This window comes from uncultured Tateyamaria sp. (assembly GCF_947497045.1).
Classification (GTDB): Bacteria; Pseudomonadota; Alphaproteobacteria; order Rhodobacterales; family Rhodobacteraceae; genus Tateyamaria.
This window is the reverse complement of record NZ_CANMEU010000018.1, coordinates 13,709-39,075: the sequence shown is the minus strand read 5'-3', so window position 1 is coordinate 39,075 and position 25,367 is coordinate 13,709. Positions and strand designations below refer to the sequence as shown.

The following is a 25,367-nucleotide window of genomic DNA, read 5'->3' as shown; positions in this document are numbered from 1 at the left end:
CAAGGGTTACGATGAGCGAAAGACACTCCCTTAGCAAAACAATGCTGTCTGTCTCAAAGGCCGTGACGGGTTACAGTGACCTTGGGCAGTTCGAGGTGAAGCTTCTGGAGCGACACAAAGAAGACCTGGATGTTCCAGACGACAAACTGCCAGAGGTGTTCAGCATCTTGGAACACGAGATGATTGCGGCATCGGGTATGCTTGCAGACATCGAGACTTCCTATTTCACCACACCGACCTGCTACCCAGGGCGAGAGGTGGACGGCGATGAACGGGAGGCGGGTGCTGGAGAGGTCATGATCTTGTTCCAGGAACTATTCGACCGACTTATCGAACATGCTCCAAGTGTTGCACGGGGCCACGTCTTGACCTGGCCAGAAGACGATCGGTTCTTTTTTCGCAAGCTCAAGCTATATGCCCTCTCCAAGACTGAATTATTTACTCCCTCCGATGTCGCAACAAGCTTACTTGCACTTGATCAAGCGGGGTTCTGGAACACGGACGTATCACGTGAACTGGTTTTTCTCATGGTGGATCGGTGGGCCACGTTCACAGACGATCAACGGTTAGAGCTTGGCGAACGCATCCTGTCGGGCCCCGACCAAGCGACCTACTGGGACGATGAAGAGTATCCAGGCATTCGCAATGAGTTTGCTGCTCGATATGCCCGCTACCTAGAATTACAGGGATGCACACTTGCTGCTGACCAAACTGCCCGCCTGGCTGGGATTATCTCAGGCATTGAACGTTGGAGAGACGGATGGGCTACTTCGTTGATCACAGAGCGTGGTTCCCGTGTTGGTTGGGTCGGAACTGACGAGACACCAGATGCTGTCCTCGATCTTCCTGTAAATGAGATCGTTGACAGAGCTAAGGAGGACCTAAAGCGTGACTTCGGTAGCTTCACGGAAAAACGACCGTTCACAGGCCTTGTGAAGGCCAATCCGCGCAAGGCACTGTCTGCCCTGAGCATAGCGGCGAAGAATGCAGACTATCCCGAAGGGTTCTGGACCGCACTTATCAACGATATGCCAGTCGACATCTCCCCACGGCTACGGGAACTGTTTCTGCATCGATTGACCAGATTGCCAAGCACGGTCGTTACGCAGTTGCGGCACACACTAGGCAGATGGATTGAGAAAAACCTCGAAGACATTCTGGAGTTCGACGAAGAACTCGGTTGGGCCGTCTTCGACCATATTGTCGACGGCATCGTGACGAGCGGGGAAGAGGCTGCCGATAGTGGTCTAGGTGAAGTGCGACGCGGAGGCGAAGTTGTTCAGCAGTCAAGGCGAACATATGGCCACGCCATCAATGGCCCACTGGGCATGTGTGCTGAGGCGCTGTTTCATGCCGTGCCAGGGGAGACGCAGGAATCAGGGTCGCTGATCCCAGCGAAGATCAAAGGACGGATGGAACGTCTCTTTGCTTCACCTGGCGAAGGATCAGACCACGCAGTTTCGATTACCATGAGCAAGTTAAATTGGTTGATGAACGTGGACCCCACCTGGACGGAAGAGCGTCTGATCCCAATGCTTGCGTTCGAACATCCCGCTGCGGAGCCCGCTTGGAATGGGTTCTTGCACAGCGGTCGCGTTCCTTGGCCGCCACTTGCCACGCTACTCAAGCCACTCCTTCTGGAAGTCCTACCCTGGATACGCCAACGGAACTGGGATCGAGACCTTTCCAAGGTAGCGGCGCAGTGGCTTGGCCTTATGGCCATTTTTAATCGAGATGAGGCTCATGGACTGACCAAGAAAGAAATGCGCAACATGCTCCGCGCTATGTCGGATGACATTCGGAACGATTTCATCTTCTGGCTGGGTAAGGTTGGACAAAGCAACGACGACGGGTGGGACAAGCTAGTGGTGCCTTTCCTGCATGAAGTGTGGCCCAGAGAGAGCATCTACCGCACAGCATCGTCCACAAACTCGTGGATTGGGCTTCTTGATGATACGGGGAACAGCTTCCCCGCTGTGTATGCATCCGTGAAGCGGTTCCTTGTTCCCGTCGAGACGGACAGACATCCGTTTTATCGGTTCACCAAGGAGTTGGACGACGAAACCCCGCTGACGGCTCAGTTTCCAGAGGCGACCCTTGACCTGGTTGATGTCGTCACACCGAATATGCTCAGCCGCCCGCCATACGAACTGCCAAAGATATTGGCAGTCATCTCCGATGTCGCACCAGAGCTTACATCGGACCACCGCTACCTAAGGCTGATCGACATAGTGGAACGAAGCTGAGTAGTAAAGTCGACCAGCCACCAACAACTGAATCAACTCATGATTTGTTAGTTTTGCAGTCATATGCTGGCCGCATTAGAACAAAATAAGAACAAATTGCTTTGACCATCTCTAGCATACAAGATATTGCGCAACGGGATTGTTATGCCTACCCTATGTTCTAAGAGGAGAGAATATTGCCCGCATTTTATGAATTCTTTGCTGGTGGTGGCATGGTCCGTGCAGGGCTGGGCACCGATTGGTCGTGCCTATTTGCCAACGACTTCGACCAGAAAAAAGGTGATTCATACAAGGCCAACTGGGGTAGAAAAGAACTTCTGGTTGACGACATTCGCAACATCGGTATCGACGACCTCCCTGGTCACGCTGACCTGATCTGGGGCTCCTTTCCGTGCCAGGACCTGTCTCTGGCTGGCGGCGGCGCTGGTCTGAGGGGGGATCGAAGTGGGACGTTCTACCCATTCATGAACATTATTCAGGAACTCAAAGACTGCGGTCGGGCACCGAAAATAATCGCCTTGGAAAATGTTGTAGGAACATTGACCTCCCACAAGGGGGCTGACTTTTCTGCTATATGCCACGAACTACGAAAGCTCGATTATCGGTTTGGGGCCGTCGTAGTCGACGCAGCGGCTTTCGTCCCCCAGTCTCGCCCTAGATTGTTTGTCGTCGCAGTCCACAACAGTGTAACCGTCCCAACACCGCTGATGTCCACAGACGGTCCATGCCCGTGGCATACAAAGGCACTGAGAAGAGCGTATGAGGCGCTCGATCCAGAGCTTCACCGCCCCTGGATTTGGTGGAAAATGCCCACACTCCCTGGTCGTCAGATTGATCTGAGTGACGTGATCGAGGACAAACCAAACAGTGTGAAATGGCATACTGCGGCTGAAACGACGGCACTTTTGTCTATGATGTCAGAAGTGAACCTGGCCAAGGTGGAAACGGCGAAACACTCTAAGACCAGGATGGTTGGCACCATCTACAAGCGGACAAGGTGGGAACACGGCATCAAAGTGCAACGAGCCGAAATCAGGTTCGACGACATCGCAGGGTGCCTTAGAACGCCTGCTGGTGGGTCATCTCGTCAATTGATCATGGTGGTCGAGGGGGCAAAGATCAGAAGCCGCCTCATTTCATCGCGGGAAACTGCCCGTCTGATGGGTCTACCCGATACATACAAACTGCCAGATCGATACAACCAGGCTTATCACTTAACTGGTGATGGTGTGGCGGTGCCAGTCGTGCGGTTTATTGCCAGCAAGATTTTCGAGCCCTGCTTAAACCCGACCCACGAGAGGACTTCGAACGATGAAAGCTACACCGTGCGATAAGAACACGGCGCTGAAGAAGCAGGTGTCTGAACTAGCCGAGGTGCTCAAAACCCAAGCACACAAACTTGGGGATCATGGCCTGACAGAACAAGAGTTCTACAATTCAGGGCTGTTTCGCGGGGCTGTTGAGCAGATACGTGGTGAGTTCGTTGCGTCGATGACGCCGAAGCGAGAGTTTGTATCACACATCCTGAACCACATGATGGATGAAGGGTTCATCCGCGACTGGCTGTCGGCAGGAAGCAAGAACAGACACGATTATTCTGTGACTTTGAACAGCGGCAAGACTGCGGTCATCGAGCTTAAAGGTTGCTTGGACGGTAACAACACCAACATTTTTTCACGGCCACCTCACGCTGACGAATTCATCGTTTGGTCGGTCTGCACAAACCCGTCAGCCGATCCTGGTAAGAACCTCTGGTCTGGTATTCACACACGTCTCAGTGCGGAGATCATCGACCGCAACCAAAGAGTGGACGGTGTGGTTCTCTGGGACTGGGTTTGCTCAACGCTCGGACGACCATGCCCAAAGATTACCAGTGAACCAGGTCGCCTGAAGGAGATCGGTCCATACAAGCTACCTCCGCCATGCATCTATATGTTCCCAGCAACGATCCCTTCCCCCAGGAACAACCCTGAACCACTGCCGCAGCGGTTAGAGGATGTTGGCATTATCGAAGCGATGCACAGGTGCTTCGGTGGCCGAGACGAAGAAGTTCATAGCGTATTCTTCACCGCCCGTTATGAAGGGTCAGACGTGCAGCGGAAGACCAGGATAGAACGCAACGGTGACATGCAACGGGAGTCGAACTTCACGTCCATCAAGCGAGACTGAACTTTCCCTTGGAAACCAATCTTCGATACAATTGCTCCCGATATCGATACATTTTGGCCGCAACCCCAAACGAAACCCCCACAAAAGCCCAGCAAAACAGGGGGAAAGAGCCTCGGTAATTCGTGTGCCAAATTCGATTCCAGGGTCGCCCACCACTTTCCCTAAACCTACCTTGTTTGTTGCCCGTCCGCGCGGGGTGGATACGTCTTCAACTCATCCGCTTGCGCAGCAACCACACGAAAGCCACCCCACCGATCAGGCCCGTCACGATGCCGATGGGCATGTCTTCGGGGGCCACGACAGTGCGCGCAACGATATCTGCCCAGACTAGAAAGATCGCCCCGCACAGCCCCGAGATGGGCAGCAGACGCCGATAATCCCCACCCACCAGCAGGCGGACGATGTGCGGGACCATAAGGCCGACAAAACCGATGATCCCCGAAAAGGCGACCATCACACCCGTGATCAACGCTCCGATCACAAAGATCGTCAAACGGAAGCGGGCAACCGGGATGCCAAGGGTCGTGGCCGTTTCATCCCCCACGGTCATTGCATTAAGGGTGCCGGCCTTGAGCCACAGATATGCCCCACACCCCAGCAGGACCAACGCCGGGTAGATCAGTTGCCCCCACTGCGCCAGACCCAGCCCGCCCAGCATCCAGAAGACCACTGTATGCGTCGCTCTGGGATCGCCAAGGAAGATCAGCACATTTGCGGCAGACATCACGATGAACGAGACTGCAACACCCGCCAGAACCAGCCTGTCGGCGCTGGTGGCCGATGCAAATTGCGACACTGCAAGCACGATGAGTGTCGCCCCAAGCGAACCCAGAAAGGCCAGCAGCGGCACCGTCAGCAGGCCAAGGAACAGCCCCGTGTGCAACAGCGCCAGAATGGCCCCGAACGCGCCCCCCGCCGAAATGCCAAGCAGGTGCGGGTCTGCCAATGGATTGCGCGTCACCGCCTGAAGGCTGGCCCCCACCATCGCCAACCCCGCCCCCACAAAGCAGGCAAGGATCGCGCGCGGCAGCCGGATATCCCAGACAATCGCCTCGCGGCCTGCTGACCAATACTGCAACACCGTGTCGGGGGCGATCTTGTTGATCAAAATGCCCCACACCGTTTCAAGCGGGACCGCAATGGCCCCCACACTGACCGCAATCGACAGGGATCCGAACAGGGCCACCACACACAAGCCCCCCGTGACCCAAAGGCCGCGGGATGTTGTGGGGCGTGTGTGTGCCGGTCGCTGTGTCATTGCTGATGGGGCTATTCGGCCCGGAAGGCGGCGGCGAGGGTCTTGACCGCCTCGATGTTGCGCGGCCCCGGCGTCGCTTCGACATATTCCAGCACCACAAAGCGGTCGTTGCGCACCGCATCAATATCCGCGAAAGCCGGGTTCGAGCGCAGGAACGCCCGCTTTTGGTCGGCGGTCACTTCGCCATAGTTTACGATCACGATGACTTCGGGATTGCGTTCAACAACGGCTTCCCACCCCACAGTCGCCCAGCTTTTCTCAAGATCGGCCATGATGTTTGTGCCCCCTGCGGCCTCGATCAGGGCGTTGGGCATCCCGTAACGGCCTGCGGTAAAAGGCACGTCTTCGCCGCTGTCATAGACAAACACACGTGGGGCGGCATCCAGATCAGGCTGACCCTCAAGGAACGTGGCCAATTCCGCCTGATAGCCCGCAATCAACCCCTCGGCCCGGTCAGACACATCAAAGATCGCGCCCAGATTACGCAAATCGTTGTACATATCATCCATGGAGGCGGCCTCTTTTGCGCCGATATGGATGCAGCTTTCGGTCAGCTCATAGACCTGAATACCAAACGGTTCGAGCGTCTCGGGCGTGACCTCGCCGCCAACCTTCATGCCGTAGTTCCAGCCCGCAAAGAAGAAATCGGCATCAGCCCCGATCAGCACCTCCTTGGAGGGGTATTTGGCCGAAAGCTCGGGCAAGGCCTCAATGCCTGCGGTCATCTCTTCGTCGAGCGTTTTCCAGCCCGATATGCCCGTGTAGCCGACCATGCGACCCGCAAGGCCCAGCACCAGCATCATTTCGGTGAGGTTCACGTCGTTGGAAATCGCGGCCTGAGGCGGGGCCTCGAATGTGACGGTGCGGTCGCAGCTTTGCACGGTTATCTGGGCCGTGGCTGCGCCTGCAAGCAAGAGCGTGGCCAGTGTCGTAAGGGCGAGTTTCATGTGCGGGGTTCTTTTCAGTTTGGAAGGGTGAAGGAAAAATGAGCGGCACCGCTGAGACTCAGGTGCTCGCGTTGTGCGGCAACACGGAACGTGTCGGATACAAGCTGGTCGGTCAGCAGCGATTGGGGCGGGCCAAAGCCCTGCGGAAATCCGTCGTTCAGGACGAGGACATCATCACAGATGCCAGCCGCCATGTTGAGGTCATGCAGGGACACCACGATGGTCAGACCAAGGCTGCGGATCAGCGATACAACCTCAAGCTGGTGACGCACATCAAGGTGATTGGTTGGCTCATCAAGGATCAGCACTTGCGGCTCTTGAACAAGGGCGCGGGCCACCATGACCCTCTGCCGCTCGCCACCCGACAAGGTGCCAAAATCGCGATCCGCCAAGGAGTCGAGGTTGAGCGTGGCCAGCACATCGTTGACGACCGCTTCGCTGCGAGCTCCACCTGCCGCAAAGCCTGACACATGGGGCGTTCTGCCAAGGCGGACAATCTCGCGCACCGTCAGCCCAAAGGCGGAGGCCTGTTCTTGCAGCACTGCCGCAATCCGCCGTGCGCTTTCACGGGCGGTCATGGACCAGATATCCTGCCCACCCACGTGCACTTGCCCCGTATGGGGCCGTTGGAACCGGTAAAGCAGGCGCAGCAGGGTCGACTTGCCTGCCCCGTTCGGACCAACCACCCCCAGAATGCGCCCCGCCGCCACATGGAACGTGGTGGGATGCAGCACAGGCTGGGCCGTTTTGGCCGGAGCCCAACTGACCCCCTGCACCGCGAGGTCGGCCGCCGTCATGTTGCGCGCACAGTGCTGGCTTCCACCGCGATCATCGCTGAGGGGATTCGCGCAAGCGTAGAGACGCGCAGCTTTCCGGGCCGCTCACCGGAGGCGCACCAGCCATCGTGCAGGTCCGCATAGCTCTGCGCGAAAGTGACAAGATCATCAACGTCCACTTCGGGATCGATATCGCCAAACAGATATGTGGCCTTGCGGCTGGCCTGATAGGCCACGGTGCAGGGGCGGTCACATCCGGCCATGCAGGCCACGCCCGACACTTCGAACTCTTCCGTGATCGCCGGGCCCGCCGCCTCGATCGCGGCGCGCAGCTTTTGGATCAGGGCAAAGCCCGGTCGACAGGTCTTGCCTGTATGTGTGCAAGACGTGCACACTGTAATTCTGTGGTTTTGATGTCTGTCCATGTCGCCCTCCGCGAACGTGCGGGGCGCAAAGCGGACATGTATTGAACCACGTGGGTATCGCGTGTCGCCATCATGTTCTCCGAACCAGACACCCCGTCTGGGTTGAGTTGCATTGACGGCATCAAGATGCCGCTGATGGCAGGTCTACTGACTTGCGGGTCAACGTTTGCCCGAACCTTCCCAAGCCGATGTTGGCTCAGTGGTGTTCATCGGGGTCACTCACCGCTCACAGTTGCGGGGGCAGTTACGGATTTGGCGCGTGTGTGCGCGTCCTCACCGTATTCCCTTTTCATCCCAGACGCGTTTAAGGGCGGCTGGAAACCATCTTTCGTACCTTTGCGGCATTCATATTCAGAGGTCAATTGATTAAAGCCGGGCAAGGCGCAGATCAGGAATGAGGTGGTGCTCCCCGCGTCAAGAGCCGCCCGAAATGCGCGGCACAAGGGCTTTGACAAGGTCCTTCATATTGAGCTGTCCCACCACCGCACCGTCATCCAGCACGCGGTAGCAATGGTTGGTGTCGCCATCCGACAGGGCAATCAGGTCTTCAAGGTTGCTTGCCGCCTCGACCTCCCCATCGAAGGTGTCATCGGTGACAGGCCCCATCACCGAGCGCACCCGCAACACCCGCGCACGATTGATATCGCTCACGAAGTCTTCGATGTAGGGATCGCACGGGGCCAGCAGGATGCCCTGCGGTTCACCCTGTTGCACCACGGCTCCGTCCTTGAGGATGACCAGATGGTCCGCCAGCTTCAGCGCCTCATCCAGATCATGCGTGATGAAGATAATCGTCTTTTGCAGTTCTTTTTGCAGCTCAAGCAGCAGGTTCTGCATGTCGGTGCGGATCAGCGGGTCGAGGGCGGAAAACGCCTCGTCCATCAGCATGATGTCGGTGTTGGCCGTCAACGCGCGCGCAATCCCGACCCGTTGCTGCATGCCGCCCGATAGCTGGGCCGGATAGCGATCCTCGAACCCGTCAAGGCCGACACGCGCCAGCCATTTGCGCGCCTCGCGGTCTTGGGTGGCAGTGTCCGCCCCCTGCACACTCAGCGGAAGGGCTGCGTTTTCCAGCACGGTCTTGTGCGGCAACAGCGCGAATTTCTGAAACACCATCGACATCTGTTTCTGGCGCAAGCGGCGCAGGTCGGCATCCCCAAGGGCCATCACATCCGTGCCATCCACGAGGATTTCACCCGCAGACGGTTCGATCAACCGGTTGAGGTGCCGGATCAGCGTGGATTTGCCCGACCCTGACAGGCCCATAATCACTGTGATTTCGCCGGGTTGCATGTCGACATTGATGTCCCGCAACCCCAGCACATGGCCGTGACGATCCAGCAGCGTGGCCTTGTCCATGCCACCATGCACATGGGGCACCATCGCGCGATCATCGGGGCCGAAAATCTTGAACAGGCCGCGAATGGAAACTTTGGGCTGAGTGCTCATTTCGTATTCCTTTGGGTATCGACACGGGCCAATGCCGCCTTTGAGACCCGATCAAGCACGACCGCCAGCAATACGATGCCAAGGCCCGCCACAATCCCCACGCCCAGATCAAGGCTGCGGATACCGCGCAGCACCAGCACGCCCAGACCGGGGGCGGACACCAGCGAGGCGATGACCACCATCGCAAGGCTCATCATAATGGTCTGGTTCACGCCGGCCATGATGTTGGGCAGGGCCAGCGGCAACTCCACCCGCGCGAGTTTCTGGCGCGACGTCAGACCAAACGCGTCCGCCGCCTCGATCACGTCCTTGTCGACCAGCCGGATGCCCAGATCCGTCAACCGGATCACCGGAACAATGGCATAAAGGATAATGGCAATCCCATAAAGCTTTGATTCCGTGACCGAAAACAGAAAGATCAGCGGGATCAGATAGACAAAGGTCGGCAGGGTTTGCAGCAAGTCCAGCAAGGGCACGATGCTGCGTTGGGCGGTGTCGGACTTGGACATGCCGATCCCGATCGGCACCCCCAAAAGCACCGATATGCCGGTACAGACAAACACGATGGCCAGCGTCTGCATCGCGACCTCGTAGTGGTCGATAAAGGCGAAAAACAGCAGCACAAAGGCCACGAACCCAGTGACCGAACGGGAACGGGATACCAGCCAGGACACCAGCAACAGCACCGGGATCATCACCCACCACGGCGCGCTTTCGAACACGAACAACGTGCCGTCCAGCATCCAGCTCAGCGGTTGGGTGATCGGGTCGAGGACGAATTTCAACTCGGACCGGATCGACAGAAAGCCCTGCTCAAGCCCCTCGGTCAGATCACGGGTCTGCCCGATACGCGGGCAGGCATCGTGCAGCACATCAAGCGAGGGAAAAGGCAAGCCGCCGCCCGTCTCTTCGGCTCCGCCCCCTTGGGCCTGCGCCAGCAATTGGGCCATCGACACAGGTGCCTCACCCGTGCCCGCATCACACCAACCCCGCAGGCCAAGCGTGTCAAAAACCGCCTCGTATTGCGCCATGTTGCGCCCCCTGTCACCCCGTTCGTGGGGTTTGTTCTTGGTATGGATCACCCCGCGCCACTCTGGCGGCGCGGGGTGGGTCGGTTATTGCAGCAAGGCCGCGAGGTTTTCGCGGGCCGCGTCGTTCAGCCAGTCGCCCCACGTGTCCTTGTAGGTCGTCAGGAAGTAAACCGCCGCCTCTTCATTCGAGGCTTGGTTGGCTTCCTGCCAGGCCAGCACTTCACCCATCTGCGCATTGGTAAAGGTCACATTGCCCATCAAGGCGGCCGCCTCTGGTTCGCGGTCCACAAAGGCTTGTGTCGCGGCTGTCACCACGTTCGAAACCGGATAGGCGGACAGACCGGGGGTCGCGCAGTCTTCGAGACCGTTACAGGTGTGGGTGTCAGCGTCATATTCCGGCATCGAGACTTGAACCATGGGATATTTGCCCAGCACGGATGTGGGAGCCCAGTAGTAGCCGAACCAGGGTTCCTTGGCCTCATAGGCGGCGGCAATGGCGGTCGCCAGCGTCTCGCCCGAGCCGTGCTGGAAGCGTTCGACGCCCGCATCGGCCAGACCGGCGGCCTTGAAGTTGTTGTTGTTGGTCACGTCACAGCCCCAACCCGACGGGCAGTCGTGAAAGCGCCCGCCGACCAGCTCCGGATTGGCCTTGATCCCCTCAAGGGTGGTCAGTTCGGGGTGTTCCTCGGCCAGATAGTCGGGGATCCACCACGCCTCGACCCCGCCATCGGACAGGACCTTGGACAATTCGACCAGTTTGCCCTCGCCGCGCAACTCTTCGTAGACTTCGGTGTAGGAGGTCCACAGCTCGGTCAGAATGTCAGGCTCGCCCGTTTCGGCGACCGACGCCATCGCAGGCACAGTGGTGGTCGGAACGATGGACACCGAACAACCGTAGCCTTGCTCGAGCAGGAACTTGGATACGTTGGTGACCACAGCCGCCGAGGCCCAGTCCATTTCGGTGATCGACACCTCGCCGCAGTCGGCGGCGGCCATGGAGGCAAGCCCACCACTCAGCATAAGTGCGCTGGCAAAAACACGTTTTTTCATTTCAGTTCTCCCGGTTGTGCCCAAGTATTTGGCAAAAGATGCGACGAGTCATAGACCCAATGCGGGCCGACCTTACAGCCCAATTTCCAGAATTTTGCGAATTCGATGCAGGAATTGGCACCGGCGTGACGGGGAAATGATCACAATCTCGCTGTGTCAGGTGTGCGTGACATATTTGGGGTTGGGTCCGGTGGCTCACCCTTGTTAGGGTCAGCCCAAGTCGAACACCAAACTGCAAGGAAATGACCGAATGGACGTGGCACAGGCCCTTGTGATGGGCATGCAGACATGGGGGATCATTGGGGCACTTGTGGCGCTGGTGTTCATCAGCATCGGCATTGATCGCATAGATGAGGACGCACGCGGCGCGTATATCTTTCGTCCCCTGCTGATTCCGGGTGTTCTGTTGATCTGGCCCATCGTGTTGTGGCGCTGGTGGCAGATCGAAACCGAATGCGCCGCATGGGCCGATCGCTACCGCCCTGTGCGCAAGAGCTATGGCCTCGCCGTCATCGCGATGAGCATCGGGATCGTGGTCATCGTTATCACCGGCCTGTCGGTGCGCCAGACATGGCCCGACGATGTCGCCCCCGTCCAACTGAGCGAAGGGACCAGCCAATGAGCGTCAAATACACGCCCGTTCAGTGGAACCCGAACAAGTGGATCTATGACGGCGTCATGCTGGCCGCGGTCGCCGCCTTCCTGTGGGTCTTTTTGTATGTGACACCGGACGCGTTGGACCATGAACGCGCCGTTGATCCGCAAATTCACAATGCCCGCGCCTTTGGGGCCTGTGCGTTTATGATGCTGACGGTAATCCTGTGCATCGGCCCTGCTGCGCGGCTCGACAAGCGGTTCCTGCCCCTGCTCTACAACCGTCGCCATTTCGGGGTGATGACCACCTTCGTTGCGATCACCCATTCGGGCTATATCCTCAACTGGTACTTCAACTTTTCCAGTTCGGACAAGTATGTCGGCCTGCTGTATGCCAATTCCAGCTTTGGTCAGCTTGCAGGCTTTCCCTTTGAAATCTTTGGGATTTTCGCGCTGATATGCCTGATGATCCTTGCGGCCACGAGCCACGATTTCTGGCTGAAATTCCTGACGCCTCCTGTGTGGAAGCGGCTGCATTATCTGATCTATGCCGCCTATTTCTCGGTTGCGGCGCACATCTCGTTCGGCATCCTGCAAGACCAGCAAAACCACGTCTTTACGGTGATGTTCATGGCCGGGGCGGCGGCTGTGATCTTGCTGCATCTGGCCGCGTGGTGGTCCGAGCGCAACGACCCTGTGTCCAAGGATGGCGCATGGGTCAAGGTTGGCCCGGCCTCCAGCTTTCGCGAGGGCTTTGCCAAGATCAAGCGGCTGGCCAATGGGGACCGTGTCGCGATCTTTCTGATGGAGGGGCAGTTGTCGGCGATCGCCAATGCCTGCGCCCACCAGAATGGCCCCCTGGGTGAGGGCAAGATCATCGACTGCCTGGTGACCTGCCCCTGGCACGGGTTTCAATATGATGTGCGCTCGGGCCGCTCGCCGGCGCCGTTCACTGAAATGGTGCCCACCTATCGGCTGCGCCTTGTCGGTGACATGGTCGAAGTCCACCCGGACGCAAACCCGCCGGGCACCTATGTGGATCCGCTGCCCCTGCCCCCGGTCGCGACCGCCCCCATCCCGAAGGGAGAACCGGCATGAGCGAGAGACCCTTTTTCGTTGGCTACCTGCCCGCCCCCGGTCCCTTGCGGACCTTTTTGCTAAGCATGTGCGTGTTGCTGATTGCGGGGCTGGCTGGTGCCGGGTTCCTGATGGGTGCCGCACAGGACGACCCCGGCCCCGGCGCGTTCCGCTTTGATTATGGTCGCCAGACGGTAACGGGCGTGGTCGAAATGACCCCCTATCCGGTCATCCATGTGGTCAAGGGCAATGACCGGATCAAACCCGGCGACAGCTTTATGATGACAGCGGGCGGCAAGTCCGGCGTGGACGGACGTGCAATGCCTCTGAATGGGCAGTTGGCCCAGGTGTCCGGCATCGTGCTGGAACGCGGTGACCTTTACATGATGCAGGTGCGCGGTGGGCGGAATGGTCTGCAAGCCGCCGAAGGCGACGCCCCCGAGATCATGGCGGAACCACAGGGACGCTGGCAACTGACCGGCGAAATCTGTGATGGCAAATGTCTGGCAGGGGCCATGCGCCCCGGTCGCGGGCTGGCGCACAAGGCCTGCGCCAATCTGTGTCTGCTTGGGGATGTGCCGCCGATCTTCGTCTCGTCCCAACCCGTTCTGGGCGAGGAATTTCTGCTGGTCACGGGGCCGGACGGCACCCGCCTGCCCCGCGAAGCCTATGATTTCGTGGCCCAATACATCACTGCCGAGGGCGAATTGACCCGGCGCGGTGACCTGCTGGTCTGGGAAATCGACATCGACACAATCGAGTTGAGCGAATGAAGCGGATCATCTGGCTGACCCTCGCCGCATTGGTCGCGGCCATCCTGTTTTACCTGTCGCGATTCTGGACGTTTTCGCTCTGGCCGCGCGACGGGCTGTTCGGGATCGAGGCGCTGCGCCCCCAAGGCAGCCTTTTGGGTCGGTGGTTGCGCGGCACGGATTTCGCCCCGTTCGAGCTGCTGATCTGGGCCGTTGGCGTGTTTCTGGTGCTGAGCATCCTGCAAAAGCTTTATGACCTGCTGAACCCGCCGCCTGAGTAAATTGCGCATCGCCCGCATTGATTGCAGATACCTGTCTTGGCGCGGGCGGCATGCTCTGCGTATAGTCGGGCCAATGGCGGGGCCAACCCTGCCCACCTGATCTGAGCATATCGCAGGCACATGGCACGTAAATCGACGAAAAAACCCAAGGTCCCAAAACCATTCAACGTCGCCCTTGTCGGGCAGAACGGACGGCTTGGATATGAGGCGCTGTTGTTCGTGGCCTCGCTGCGGGCCAATGCGCCCAACTTTCAAGGCCGGGTGCTGATCGCAGAACCGCAACCCGGACCCCTCTGGCCCAATGACCCGCGGATCGGGCCGCAAGACCTGCGCGATGCACTGACAGATTTGGGGGCTGAAATCGTGCCCTTCGAAAGCGCGCATTTCGGCCACGCCTATGCCTATGGCAACAAGATCGAGATGCTGACGGCCCTGCCAAAAGGCGAACCCTTCGTGTTCTTTGACAGCGACACGCTGATCACCGGCGATCTGGGTGCCGTGCCCTTTGACTTTGACGCGCCCTCGGCCTCGCTACGGCGGACAGGGACCTGGCCCGAGATCGAGCTTTACGGCCCCGGCTACACCGAAACGTGGAAGTCACTGTACGATGCGTTTGGCCTCGACTTCGAAAGCAGTCTCGATCTGTCCGAACCGGATGAATACTGGGCGCGCTATCTGTACTTCAACGCGGGCTTCTTCTTCGGGGCCTGCCCACAGGCCTTCGGCGAACGGTTCCTCGAGTATGCGCTGCGCATCCGGGACAACCCGCCCAAGGAACTGATCTGTCAGACGCTTGATCCATGGCTGGATCAGGTGGCCTTGCCGCTGGTGATCCACAGCTTTGGGGGTGGGCGCGACAGCGCGGTGCATGACTATCTCGACGGGCCGATATCATGCCATTACAGATTGCTGCCCATGCTCTATGCCCGCGAAAGCGACGCGGTGATCGCCGCCCTCGAAGCCGTGGCCGCCCCCAACAAGATCAAGAAGGTGCTGAAATCCTACGATCCCATAAAACGGATGGTCTTTCAGGGGCGCGGGGCCAAGGTGCGCGCGCTTTTTGACCAGAATGACATGCCGAGACGCGAACAGGCGATCCGTAACCGGATCAAGTCCAACGGGTTCTGGATGCGCTAGGCGCATGGCCGCTTTGCATATGTGAGCGCGGCGAAATGGCACAACGACAGGTTGGATCTGGGCGCTGACATTTCGCGCAAAGATATTATTTGACCAATTAGTCAAATAAGCTGCACATCTTTGTGATCGGACCGCCCATGACCAGCACAACCGCCAAATTTCTCGCCAACCTCGCCCATGCCTTCAACGAAAATCGGCTGACCGAGATTTCGGAGCACTTCTGCTACCCGGTCCCTTTCTATGCGGGCGATCACCTGTCGGTCTTTGGATCGTCGGATACGATGGCGCGGGGGCTTGCGCTTTATCGTGAAACGACACGCGCGGCGGGTGTGGTGCGGATCACGCCGCGTATCGTGGCCCAAGGGATACCAATCCAAGGCTATTCCAACATATGGGTCGAATGGGACCACTTCGATGCGCAAGGGGTTTGCCTGCGCACGAGCCAGGTCCGCTATGCCCTGTTCAAGGACGCGAGCCGACTGTTTCCGATCATTGAAATGATCGACTATCAGGTCGCCGCCTTTCCAGAGGTCTATCAACGCTTTGCCGTGGTCAGCGCCTGACAGGGCGATTACACCGGCCCGCCAAGGCACCCCTTGCCCCGCCCCGCGCGCTTGCCTATCCATAGTGCCGACAGAACGCCCATGCAGCAAGGACACCTGCCCCATGACCGACGGACCCACATACGGCTTTGACACCCTCCAGATCCACGCAGGCGCACGGCCCGACCCGGCCACGGGGGCGCGACAGACGCCGATCTATCAGTCCACGGCCTATGTGTTTCGCGACGCCGAACACGCCGCCGCCCTCTTTAATCTGCAAGAGGTCGGTTACGTCTATTCACGTCTGACAAACCCGACGGTGGCGGTCCTGCAGGAACGGATCGCAACCCTTGAGGGCGGCGCGGGCGGGGTGTGCTGCTCATCGGGGCACGCGGCCCAGCTGATGGCGCTGTTTCCGCTGATGAGCCCGGGCAAGAACGTGGTCGTCTCGACCCGTCTCTATGGGGGCACCGTCACCCAGTTCAGCCAGACCATCAAACGGTTCGGATGGGAGGCGACCTTTGTCGACTTCGACGATCTGGACGCGGTTAAAGCAGCGATTGATGACAACACTCGGGCAATCTTCTGCGAATCCATCGCAAACCCGGGCGGCTATATTACAGATCTCGATGCGATCTCGGCCATCTCGGATGCGGCGGAAATTCCGCTGATCGTGGACAACACAACGGCCACGCCTTATCTGTGCCGCCCCATCGAACACGGCGCAACACTGGTCGTGCACTCGACCACCAAATACCTGACCGGCAATGGGACAGTGACGGGCGGCTGTGTGGTGGATTCAGGTACGTTCGACTGGTCCGCCAATGACAAATTCCCCTCGCTGTCGGCCCCCGAACCCGCCTATCACGGGATGAAATTCCATGAAACATTCGGCCCGCTGGCCTTCACCTTTCACGGCATCGCCATCGGGCTGCGGGATCTGGGCATGACGATGAACCCGCAAGCAGCGCACTACACGCTGATGGGCACCGAAACACTGTCCTTGCGCATGGATCGGCACATCGAAAACGCAACCAAGATCGCAAAATGGCTCGAAGCGGACGACCGGGTGGATTACGTCACCTATGCGGGGCTTGAATCCTCGCCCTACTATGATCGCGTGGCCAAGATTTGCCCGCGCGGAGCCGGGGGCCTGTTCACCTTCGCGGTCAAGGGCGGCTATGACGCTTGCGTCAAACTGGTGAACGCATTGGAAATCTTCAGCCATGTGGCGAACCTTGGTGATGCACGCTCGCTGATCATCCACTCCGCCTCGACCACGCATCGCCAGCTCACCGCCGAACAACAACGCGCTGCAGGGGCTTCACCCGAGGTGGTGCGGGTCTCCATCGGGATCGAAGATGCAGACGACCTGATCAACGACCTCGATCAGGCGCTCAGCAAAGCCGTCAGCTGAAACCGGAACAGGGCGGAGGACACCTCCGCCTTACCCACACCTCCACCCTTCTTTTGACCAAAAATACCGCGGGGGAGGCCGGAGGCCGGGGGCAGAGCCCCCTAATAAATGTCGTCGCGAAGCGGCCTTTGGGTCACGCCCTGATATCATTGGGCCAGGTCGAAGGTCACAGACACACGTGTCGACACCGACAGTTCGCCCACCGCAACGGGCACACCTCCAGATCGCGCCATCGACATCATCTGGGGTGCACCACCATTCCCCTGCTCGACCATGCTGCGCACAGGACCAAGGGCAAGGTTTGCGGCCTCGGCCATCTGAGTGGCACGGGCGATTGCGTCGCGCACAGCCGCCTCGCGGACATGTGCCTCGGCCTCGCGCCGCTCTGCCAGATCGAACCGCAACCCGTTGAATGTATTGGCACCCGCCACCAATGCCCCGTCCAATACAGAGCCCAGATTATCCAGATCACGTAGCCGAACCGACACGCTTGTGGACGCGGCAAACCCAACCACGCGGCGGGCATTGTCCACCTGTTCCCAAACGGGCGATACGCTCAACCGATCGGTCTGCACATCCCGCGCCGCCACCCCCAACTCCGTCAATCGCGCCAGCAAGGTGCGTGCATCCGCGCTGACCGCGTCCATCGCCGCTTTGGCGGTCTTGCCCTGATGAGCGACGCCCAACGAAATCACAGCCATGTCCGGCACGACCGTAACGGTCCCTTCCCCGGTCACCGACACGAAAGGGGGTGCCGTTTCCGCCCATACTTTCAAGGTCCCCGCACAGATGATCATCACGCTCAAGAGAATTGATTTCACGGTATAATCCCTCAAATTCCATGAATTGGATGTGCTAAAAACATGCCGCGTGGGCGCACGTCTTGCAAGGTCACACGGCCCGTTGACGGGCTTTTGCTTTGCATGGGCAGACTCCTGCTTTATTCTATATGTGAACGCAGGTCGCATTCACTCTGCACCCCATAGTTGGTACACACCCGGTATGAAGCCAAATTTCGCGCTCTCTCTGTCTGCTGACGGTATTTCGCTGCTGCACCGTGCGGCGGGGGGCTGGCATCTTGTGGGGGAGGTCTCGCTTGAGGTGGACGACCTTGCAGGCGAGCTTGCGCAGCTGCGCGCCAAGGGAGGGGTCGTTGATGATCAGCCCATGCGCTCCAAGCTGGTGTTGCCCGACAGCCAGATCAAATATCTGACCCTCGACACAGGCGCGTTGGACACCGAGGCGCGCAAGGATGCCGCCCGCGATGCGCTGGATGGGGCAACACCCTACCCTGTCGAGGCACTGGTCTTTGATATCTCGCCCAATGGAGGCACGACCCATGTGGCCGCTGTTGCCCGTGAGACTCTGGCCGAAGCCGAAGCCTTTGCCGTCGAGCACGAGTTTGAACCCGTCAGCTTTGTGGCCAACCCCGAAGGCGACGCCTTTCCCGGAGAGCCGTTTTTCGGCCCCACAGATCAGGCAAAAACGCTGCTGGCTCCCGGCGAGGCGGTGACCGCGGATGGCGTGCGTGTGGTCATCGTTGAAAAGCCACCAGCGCCGCGGCCAGAACCTGAGCCCGTCGTCACGCCTTTAGTGGCTGATCCTGCGCCTGACGCGGTCGCCGAACCTGAACCACCCAAACCCGAGGTGACCAAGGAGGAGGTGGAGGCCAAACCGCATCCCACAGTTATGGCGAAATCTGCGGACGCGGTTGCCGAGAAATCAGGTACGACGGCAGACAACACAGCCGAGACCGAGACCGAGACCGAGACCGAGACCGAGACCGAGACCGACAACACACCTGCGCTGCTTGGCTTTGCAACCCGCAGACGACAGACACCATCGACCACCCTTGCGCCCTTGGGCGGGGTGACGCGCGATCCGCCAAGCACGCGCCCGGCAGCACCGCGCCCCGCGCCCAAGGCGGCCCCGATTACCCCCCTGACTCCGCCACAGGCGGCCACCGCCAGCCTGCGCCCCGTGTCTGCGCCAAGCCAGCCCGCCGCCCCGCCGCCGCCCATGGGTCCGGCCCCGGCCCGCCCCAACAGCTTCTTGTCGCGCCGCCGCGCCCCCGCCCCTGCGCCCCAGCCACAGGTCGCTGCCCGCACAGCGACGGATGGCACACAAGAAGCGCAACGCATGACCGTCTTCGGGGCGCGCGCGGATGGGGCTGTTGCGGGCAAGCCTCGGTTCCTCGGGCTGATCCTGACGGCCATCCTGTTGGTCTTCCTCGCGGGTGTGGCAGCCTGGGCCTCTGTGTTCCTTGACGATGGGCTGGCCAAACTGTTTCCGGGGCGCGAGCGCACATTGGCCTCGACCCTGCCCGACGACACCCAGGCCGCGCTGGCCGAAGATGTGGGGGCGACCACTCCCACGGATCCGGATGAGACGGCGGCAGATGATGTGATCGTGGCATCCCTGAACGACAACCTGAGCGATGGGCTGACCGAAGAAGACGCCGCTGTGCTGGATGCGTTGCGCGACCCATTGCCGGACCCGGCCCCGACCGAAGAGCTTGATATTGCCGCCCTCGAAGCGCGCTATGCGGTGACAGGTATCTGGCCTCAGGCACCAGACGTGCCCCCGGCCCCTGCATCCCTGATCGAAATCGAGGATTTGTATGTCACAGGCATCGATCCCATCAGCCCGGCCCTTGACGCGGTGGCCTTGCCAAGTGCGCCTTCATTTCTGACGGATGCAGCACTGCCGGTGATCTCGTCCCCGGTGGCCCCCGGCACAAGCTATGCGCGCGACGATCAGGGGCGCATCATCCCCACGATTGAGGGCGCACTCAGCCCGGACGGGTTCACTGTCTTTCTGGGTCGCCCTGCCCTGACACCACCTGACGAGCGGGTCCGCCGCGACGTTGATCCCGCACCCGACACTGCGAACGCCGCACTGGCACAGGTGCGCCCGCAGCCTCGCCCCACCGACCTTGTCGAACAAAACGAACGGGCGACGCTTGGCGGGTTGTCACGCACCGAACTGGCTGCACTGCGCCCTCGCCTGCGCCCGGCGGCCCCACAAGAGGTCCTCGCCGACGCTGTTGAACCCAACCCAGAGATCGAAGACGCGGTGGCCGAAGCGGTGCTTGCCTCGGTCACCACCTTGCGTCCCAACGTCCGGCCCCGCAACTTTGCGCGCACCGTCGCCCGCGCCCAACGCGCAACCCCCGCGCCCGAGCCGGTGCGCACCGCCGCTGTGGCGCCTCGGGCGGTCACCCCCGCCATCCCGTCCACCGCATCCGTTGCGCGATCCGCCACGGTAAAGAACGCACTGAACCTGCGTCAGGCGAACCTGATCGGGGTCTATGGCACACCGTCCAACCGCCGCGCGCTCGTACGGCTTGGCAATGGGCGCTACAAAAAGGTGCAGGTCGGGGATCGCTTTGACGGTGGGCGCATTTCGGCCATTGGCGACAGCGAGTTGCGCTACCAGAAAGGCAGCCGCAACCTCGTGCTGAAGATGCCCAAGGGCTAGCCCAGCCCCTAGCTGGCTGACAATTCACCGCTGTTGATCTGCTCCTGCTCGATGCTTTCGAACAAGGCCTTGAAGTTGCCCTCGCCAAAGCCGTCATCGCCCTTACGCTGGATGAACTCGAAAAAGATCGGGCCAATCACCGTTTTGGAGAATATCTGGAGCAGGATCTTGGTCTCGCCCCCGTCCACCACGCCTTCGCCATCGATCAGGATGCCATGTTTCTTCATTCGGTCCACAGGTTCGCTGTGCCCCACAACACGGTCATGGCTCAGGTCATAATACGCATCCGGCGGGCCGGGCATAAACTTCAGCCCGTTTTCGGCGATGATATCCGTGCTGTCGTAAAGGTCATCAGAACCGACCGCGATGTGTTGAATGCCCTCGCCATTGTATTTCTTGAGATAGGCCACGATCTGCCCCGTCTCGCCCCGGTCCTCGTTGATCGGAATACGGATGCGCCCACAAGGGGACGTCAGCGCCCGACTGAACAGGCCGGTAAACTTGCCCTCAATATCGAAGAACCGGATTTCCTTGAAGTTGAACAGATCGCGGTAGTAGCTGAACCAAGTGTCCATATTGCCCTTGTGCACATTGTGCGTCAGGTGATCGAGGTAGAAAAACCCGACACCGCGCGGCTTGGATTGGGCCAGCCAGTCATATTCATCGTTGTAGGGGGACGTGTCGTAATACTGGTCCACGAAATAGATCAGGCTGCCGCCAATCCCGTAGATCGCAGGCACATCGAGCACCTTGCCCGTCCCCTCATAGGGTTTGGCCCCAAGCGAAACCGCCCGGTCGAACGCCGCGCCCGCATCCACAACCCGCCAGCCCATCGACGGCGCACAGGGTCCGTGTTCTTCCACGAAGCGGGCCCCGAAACTGTCAATTTCGGCGTTCAGCACGTAGGTGATATCGCCCTGCTGCCACAGCTCAATGTCCATGGCCTTGTGTCTGGCCACCTTCTGATAGCCCATGCGCTCGAACAGGGTGCGCAGGGCATCCGGGTCGGCGCTGGCAAATTCCACAAATTCGAACCCATCGGTGCCCATCGGGTTGGCCTCGGTGATCTGTGATTTCGGGGCATTGTGCGGGAACGGACCCATAAGTGACCTCCTGACTGTGTGTTTGACAGGGATATACGCCTTGTTTGCTGTGAATTTTGCGCAAATAGCCGCACATCTCCTTCACAAGACGCGCGTATTTCGCATAATTTAGATGATTCTCATAGAAAGCCCGCATATGCTCGATTCGATTGACACCCGCCTGCTGGCCGCACTGCAAAAGAACGCGCATCTGACCGCACAGGACCTCGGCGATGTGTTGAACCTGTCACCCAGCCAGGCCGGACGGCGCAGGCAGCGCCTTGAGGCGGCAGGTTATATCGAAGGCTATGTGGCGCGATTGAACCCCGAGGCCCTGGGGTTGAGCGTGCAGGGCTTTGTTCAGGTCCATCTCAGCACCCACGGCCCCGAACATTCGGCCAGTTTCGCACGGCTTTTGAACACGCAAGCCCAGATCACAAGTGCTTGGACCATGACGGGGGATGCGGATTACCTGTTGCGGGTGTACTGCGCCGACCTAAGCGCGTTAAACACCCTTATCCACGACGTGCTTTTGCCGCATCCAGCGGTGTCGCGGGTGCACAGCCAGATCGTCATGGATCAACTCAAGCGGGATGGCCCCCTGCCCACCTGATTGACCCGCCTCTTCTGGCGCGTCGCAAACCGGAGACTTTGATGGAAAGCTTCCTCTATCAGGCGTCAATCTACCTCGCCGCAGCCGTGATTGCGGTGCCGATTGCGGCCCGGCTTGGGCTGGGGTCGGTACTGGGCTATCTGGCAGCAGGGATCATCATTGGCCCTTTGCTGGGGCTGGTGGGTGCCGAAACCGAAGACCTCCAGCACTTTGCCGAATTCGGCGTGGTGATGATGCTGTTCCTGATCGGGCTTGAGCTAGAACCGCGCGCGCTGTGGGATATGCGCCATAAGCTGTTTGGTTTGGGGGGGATGCAGATATTGCTGTCCACGCTGGCGCTGATGGGTGTGGCCATTGCCTATGGTCAACCGTGGGGGGTGGGCCTTGCCATCGGGCTGACGCTGGCTTTGTCCTCGACCGCTATCGTTTTGCAAACCCTGTCGGAAAAGGGGTTGATGCAGACCAGCGGTGGACGTTCGGTCTTTTCGGTGCTGCTGACACAGGATATCGCGGTCATCCCGATCCTGGCGTTCCTGCCCCTGCTGATCGTCACACTGCCCATGTCGATCACATCCGATGGCTCGATTGCCCGCACGAATGGCACAGACCATGGCGATGATCATGGTGGTGGTGGCCATGGGGAAGCCGCGATGAGCCTTGTGGACGGCCTGCCGGCGTGGGGGGTCACACTTGTGACGATTGGTGCCGTGATTGCGGTGATCCTTGCGGGCGTCTTCCTGACCCGCCCCGTGTTCCGGTTCATCCACGCCGCGCACCTGCGCGAGATGTACACGGCCCTTGCCCTGCTGATCGTGGTGTCGATCTCGTTCCTGATGATGCTGGTGGGGCTTTCGCCTGCCCTTGGGGCATTTCTTGCGGGGGTTGTTCTGGCCAGTTCGGAATTCCGGCACGAACTGGAATCCGACCTTCAACCGTTCAAGGGCCTGCTCCTCGGTCTATTTTTTATCACCGTCGGGGCGGGGATCAATTTTGCACTGTTGTTTGCGGACTGGCCTGCGCTGATATCGATGGCCATTCTGGTGATCACGATCAAGGGCCTCGTGCTTTTCGCCCTGGCGGTGGCCTTCAAGATCAAAGGCCGGGATCGGTGGCTGTTCACACTTGGCCTGGCGCAGGCGGGCGAATTCGGCTTTGTGCTGGTCGCATTTTCGGTCGGCCAAGGGGTGATCCCCACCCAAGTCGCGGAAACGCTGCTGCTGGTGGTGGCGCTGACGATGCTGATCACGCCGCTGCTGTTCATTCTCTACGAGCTGATCACCCGGCGCATGAGCGATGCAGGAGCCGAGATCGAGGCCGATGAGATCGATGAAGAAGGCCCCGTCATCATTGCAGGTATCGGGCGGTTCGGGCAAATCGTGAACCGCCTGGTGCAAGGCTCGGGCTTCAACACTGTGGTGCTGGATCACGACATGGAAACCATCGCGCTGATGCGCCGCTTTGGGTTCAAAGGGTTCCTTGGCGATCCAAGCCGCCCCGATATCCTGAATGCTGCGGGGCTTGATACGGCCCGTGTTCTGGTGGTCGCGCTGGATGATCCTGCGGTGTCCACGCGCCTTGTGGCCTATGCGCGCAAAGTGCGCCCCGACCTGCATATCATCGCGCGGGCCTATGACCGGGTCCATGTCTACAAGCTCTATCAGGCGGGTGCGAATGATATTGTGCGTGAGATGTTTGATGCATCGCTGCGCGCGGGGCGCTACGCGCTCGAAAACCTTGGCCTCAGCGATTATGAGGCCGCCGAGGCCGAGCGGGTATTTTATGCCCATGACCGCGAGGCCGTGCGCGAACTGGCCGAGTTGTGGGACCCAAACGTGCCCACCTCCAAGAACGACGCCTATGTGGCGCGTGCCAAGGCGCTGGAAAAAGACCTCGAACTGTCCCTGTCTGCACGGCAGGAAGAACCCAAGCGCGCGTGATCAGGGGGCGGTGGGCGGGCGCCTTTTGCGCCGTGGCGCAAAACAGTCCTGCCCGCCGGGCCTAACCGTCCGACACGCCCGCTTCGGCGAATGTGGCCATGCCCGAGTGGCACGCGATCGCGCCCTTCAGCACCCCGATCGCGAGCGCCGCACCGGACCCCTCGCCAAGGCGCAGCCCCAACGACAGCAATGGCGCTTTGCCCAAGGCCGCCAGCATCGCCCCATGCGCGGCCTCGTCGCTTTGATGGCCCGCCACAACATGATCAAGCGCACCCTTGACGGCATGTTCCAGACAAGCCGCAGCGGCCGTGCAAATGAACCCGTCCATAATGACCGGAATGCGCAAGACCCGCGCGCGCAGTATCGCACCCGCCATGCCGGCCAGTTCACGTCCCCCAAGGCGCATGAGCACGTCCAGCCCGTCCGTCGCCGCCCCGTGGGCCGCCAGCGCGTCGCCCACCACTTCGGTCTTGAGGGCCAGCGCGTCGCCCTCGACCCCAGTGCCACGCCCGGTCCAGTCCCCGGCATCCCCGCCAAACAGGCGCGCTGCAATCGCTGCCGCCGAGGTGGTGTTGCCAATGCCCATCTCGCCGACCACCAAAAGGTCCGTGCCCACATCGACCGCATCCCAGCCTGCGCGCAGGGCCGCGACAACCTCGTCCTCGCCCATCGCGGGACCTTCGGTGAAATCCGCGGTGGGCCTGTCCAGTTCCAGCGGCACCACATCCATGCGCGCACCAAAGGCTTTGGCCAGCTGGTTGATCGCCGCCCCGCCATGTTCGAAATTCGCCAACATCTGCGCCGTCACCTCGGGCGGAAATGCGGACACCCCCCGCGCCGCCACCCCGTGATTGCCTGCAAAGATGATTACTTGGGGGGCGCGGATCTCGGGGCGCGGATCACCGCGCCATCCCGCATACCACTGCGCCAGATCCTCAAGCCGCCCCAACGCACCGGGAGGTTTGGTCAACTGCCCATTGCGCGCCGCCGCACCCGCAATCGCATCCGCGTCCGGGCCCGGCATATCAGCCAAAAGGGCGCGCACATCATCCAGTGTGTCAAAACTCATACCTGTTTTCCTTGCCTGTTGGTGCATCGGTCTTT

22 protein-coding genes, 1 pseudogene and 1 riboswitch are annotated in these 25,367 nt (G+C 60.0%); of the genes and pseudogenes, 13 read left to right on the top strand and 10 right to left on the bottom strand.

Annotation, left to right across the window (positions count from 1 at the left end; genetic code table 11):
- The 3 genes and pseudogenes from Q0859_RS20590 to Q0859_RS20580 all read left to right on the top strand — a co-directional run.
- A pseudogene (locus Q0859_RS20590) lies at nt 1-2,246 on the top strand (hypothetical protein); the annotation flags it as partial.
- Between the two features lie 176 nt (nt 2,247-2,422).
- On the top strand, nt 2,423-3,580 hold the full coding sequence (gene dcm, locus Q0859_RS20585) for a DNA (cytosine-5-)-methyltransferase (RefSeq protein WP_299154874.1): 1,158 nt from the start codon (nt 2,423-2,425) through the stop codon (nt 3,578-3,580).
- Nucleotides 3,558-4,415: a hypothetical protein gene (locus Q0859_RS20580; RefSeq protein WP_299154872.1), complete on the top strand. Its 858-nt coding sequence runs from the start codon at nt 3,558-3,560 to the stop codon at nt 4,413-4,415. Before dcm ends, Q0859_RS20580 begins: the two co-directional genes overlap by 23 nt.
- Nucleotides 4,416-4,623: 208 nt before the next feature.
- Here the strand turns inward: Q0859_RS20580 and Q0859_RS20575 are convergent, their stop codons facing one another.
- From Q0859_RS20575 to Q0859_RS20545, 7 genes are all read right to left on the bottom strand, one after another.
- Complete coding sequence (locus Q0859_RS20575) at nt 4,624-5,673, bottom strand: iron ABC transporter permease (RefSeq protein WP_299154870.1); 1,050 nt, start codon at nt 5,671-5,673, stop codon at nt 4,624-4,626.
- An 11-nt stretch (nt 5,674-5,684) separates the two neighbouring features.
- A complete protein-coding gene (locus Q0859_RS20570; protein ID WP_299154869.1) occupies nt 5,685-6,620 on the bottom strand; it encodes an ABC transporter substrate-binding protein in 936 nt (311 codons plus the stop codon).
- A gap of 14 nt (nt 6,621-6,634) precedes the next feature.
- On the bottom strand, nt 6,635-7,417 hold the full coding sequence (locus Q0859_RS20565) for an ABC transporter ATP-binding protein (RefSeq protein ID WP_299154867.1): 783 nt from the start codon (nt 7,415-7,417) through the stop codon (nt 6,635-6,637).
- A complete protein-coding gene (locus Q0859_RS20560; RefSeq protein ID WP_299154865.1) occupies nt 7,414-7,821 on the bottom strand; it encodes a DUF1636 domain-containing protein in 408 nt (135 codons plus the stop codon). Before Q0859_RS20560 ends, Q0859_RS20565 begins: the two co-directional genes overlap by 4 nt.
- 119 nt (nt 7,822-7,940) lie before the next feature.
- Nucleotides 7,941-8,162, bottom strand: a riboswitch (cobalamin riboswitch).
- 73 nt (nt 8,163-8,235) lie between these two features.
- Nucleotides 8,236-9,270 (bottom strand): betaine/proline/choline family ABC transporter ATP-binding protein, encoded by a 1,035-nt coding sequence (locus Q0859_RS20555; RefSeq protein ID WP_299154863.1) that lies wholly within the window; start codon nt 9,268-9,270, stop codon nt 8,236-8,238.
- Nucleotides 9,267-10,301, bottom strand: a complete 1,035-nt coding sequence (locus tag Q0859_RS20550) for an ABC transporter permease subunit (protein WP_299154875.1) — start codon at nt 10,299-10,301, stop codon at nt 9,267-9,269. The genes Q0859_RS20555 and Q0859_RS20550 overlap by 4 nt, the downstream gene beginning before the upstream one ends.
- A gap of 84 nt (nt 10,302-10,385) precedes the next feature.
- A complete protein-coding gene (locus Q0859_RS20545) occupies nt 10,386-11,351 on the bottom strand; it encodes a glycine betaine ABC transporter substrate-binding protein (protein ID WP_299154860.1) in 966 nt (321 codons plus the stop codon).
- A gap of 250 nt (nt 11,352-11,601) precedes the next feature.
- Here Q0859_RS20545 and Q0859_RS20540 point away from each other — a divergent pair, with 250 nt between their 5' ends.
- The 7 genes from Q0859_RS20540 (at nt 11,602) to Q0859_RS20510 (ending at nt 17,151) form a co-directional block, all read left to right on the top strand.
- On the top strand, nt 11,602-11,973 hold the full coding sequence (locus Q0859_RS20540; RefSeq protein ID WP_299154859.1) for a hypothetical protein: 372 nt from the start codon (nt 11,602-11,604) through the stop codon (nt 11,971-11,973).
- Nucleotides 11,970-13,043 carry a Rieske 2Fe-2S domain-containing protein gene (locus Q0859_RS20535; protein ID WP_299154858.1) on the top strand — a complete coding sequence of 358 codons (1,074 nt, stop codon included), beginning with the start codon at nt 11,970-11,972 and terminating at the stop codon, nt 13,041-13,043. Before Q0859_RS20540 ends, Q0859_RS20535 begins: the two co-directional genes overlap by 4 nt.
- A complete protein-coding gene (locus Q0859_RS20530) occupies nt 13,040-13,795 on the top strand; it encodes a hypothetical protein (RefSeq protein WP_299154856.1) in 756 nt (251 codons plus the stop codon). The genes Q0859_RS20535 and Q0859_RS20530 overlap by 4 nt, the downstream gene beginning before the upstream one ends.
- Nucleotides 13,792-14,055, top strand: a complete 264-nt coding sequence (locus Q0859_RS20525; protein WP_299154854.1) for a hypothetical protein — start codon at nt 13,792-13,794, stop codon at nt 14,053-14,055. The genes Q0859_RS20530 and Q0859_RS20525 overlap by 4 nt, the downstream gene beginning before the upstream one ends.
- Before the next feature lie 120 nt (nt 14,056-14,175).
- Nucleotides 14,176-15,192 carry a hypothetical protein gene (locus Q0859_RS20520; protein ID WP_299154852.1) on the top strand — a complete coding sequence of 339 codons (1,017 nt, stop codon included), beginning with the start codon at nt 14,176-14,178 and terminating at the stop codon, nt 15,190-15,192.
- Between the two features lie 137 nt (nt 15,193-15,329).
- On the top strand, nt 15,330-15,755 hold the full coding sequence (locus tag Q0859_RS20515) for a hypothetical protein (protein ID WP_299154850.1): 426 nt from the start codon (nt 15,330-15,332) through the stop codon (nt 15,753-15,755).
- Between the two features lie 103 nt (nt 15,756-15,858).
- Complete coding sequence (locus tag Q0859_RS20510; RefSeq protein WP_299154847.1) at nt 15,859-17,151, top strand: O-acetylhomoserine aminocarboxypropyltransferase/cysteine synthase family protein; 1,293 nt, start codon at nt 15,859-15,861, stop codon at nt 17,149-17,151.
- Between the two features lie 146 nt (nt 17,152-17,297).
- On the opposite strand, the gene Q0859_RS20505 is transcribed toward Q0859_RS20510, so the two are convergent.
- Nucleotides 17,298-17,972 (bottom strand): SIMPL domain-containing protein, encoded by a 675-nt coding sequence (locus Q0859_RS20505; protein WP_299154845.1) that lies wholly within the window; start codon nt 17,970-17,972, stop codon nt 17,298-17,300.
- Nucleotides 17,973-18,153: 181 nt separating this feature from the next.
- On the opposite strand from Q0859_RS20505, the gene Q0859_RS20500 reads away from it, so the two are divergent.
- Nucleotides 18,154-20,631 (top strand): hypothetical protein, encoded by a 2,478-nt coding sequence (locus tag Q0859_RS20500; RefSeq protein WP_299154843.1) that lies wholly within the window; start codon nt 18,154-18,156, stop codon nt 20,629-20,631.
- Between the two features lie 8 nt (nt 20,632-20,639).
- On the opposite strand, the gene hppD is transcribed toward Q0859_RS20500, so the two are convergent.
- Nucleotides 20,640-21,734, bottom strand: a complete 1,095-nt coding sequence (gene hppD / locus Q0859_RS20495) for a 4-hydroxyphenylpyruvate dioxygenase (protein WP_299154841.1) — start codon at nt 21,732-21,734, stop codon at nt 20,640-20,642.
- Between the two features lie 136 nt (nt 21,735-21,870).
- On the opposite strand from hppD, the gene Q0859_RS20490 reads away from it, so the two are divergent.
- Entirely contained in the window at nt 21,871-22,326 is a 456-nt protein-coding gene (locus Q0859_RS20490) for an Lrp/AsnC family transcriptional regulator (RefSeq protein WP_299154839.1), read from the top strand.
- Nucleotides 22,327-22,367: 41 nt separating this feature from the next.
- Nucleotides 22,368-24,263, top strand: coding sequence for a cation:proton antiporter (locus tag Q0859_RS20485; RefSeq protein ID WP_299154837.1), 1,896 nt, complete (start codon nt 22,368-22,370; stop codon nt 24,261-24,263).
- Between the two features lie 61 nt (nt 24,264-24,324).
- On the opposite strand, the gene cobT is transcribed toward Q0859_RS20485, so the two are convergent.
- Nucleotides 24,325-25,332, bottom strand: coding sequence for a nicotinate-nucleotide--dimethylbenzimidazole phosphoribosyltransferase (cobT, locus tag Q0859_RS20480; protein WP_299154836.1), 1,008 nt, complete (start codon nt 25,330-25,332; stop codon nt 24,325-24,327).
- Between the last annotated feature and the right edge of the window lie 35 nt (nt 25,333-25,367).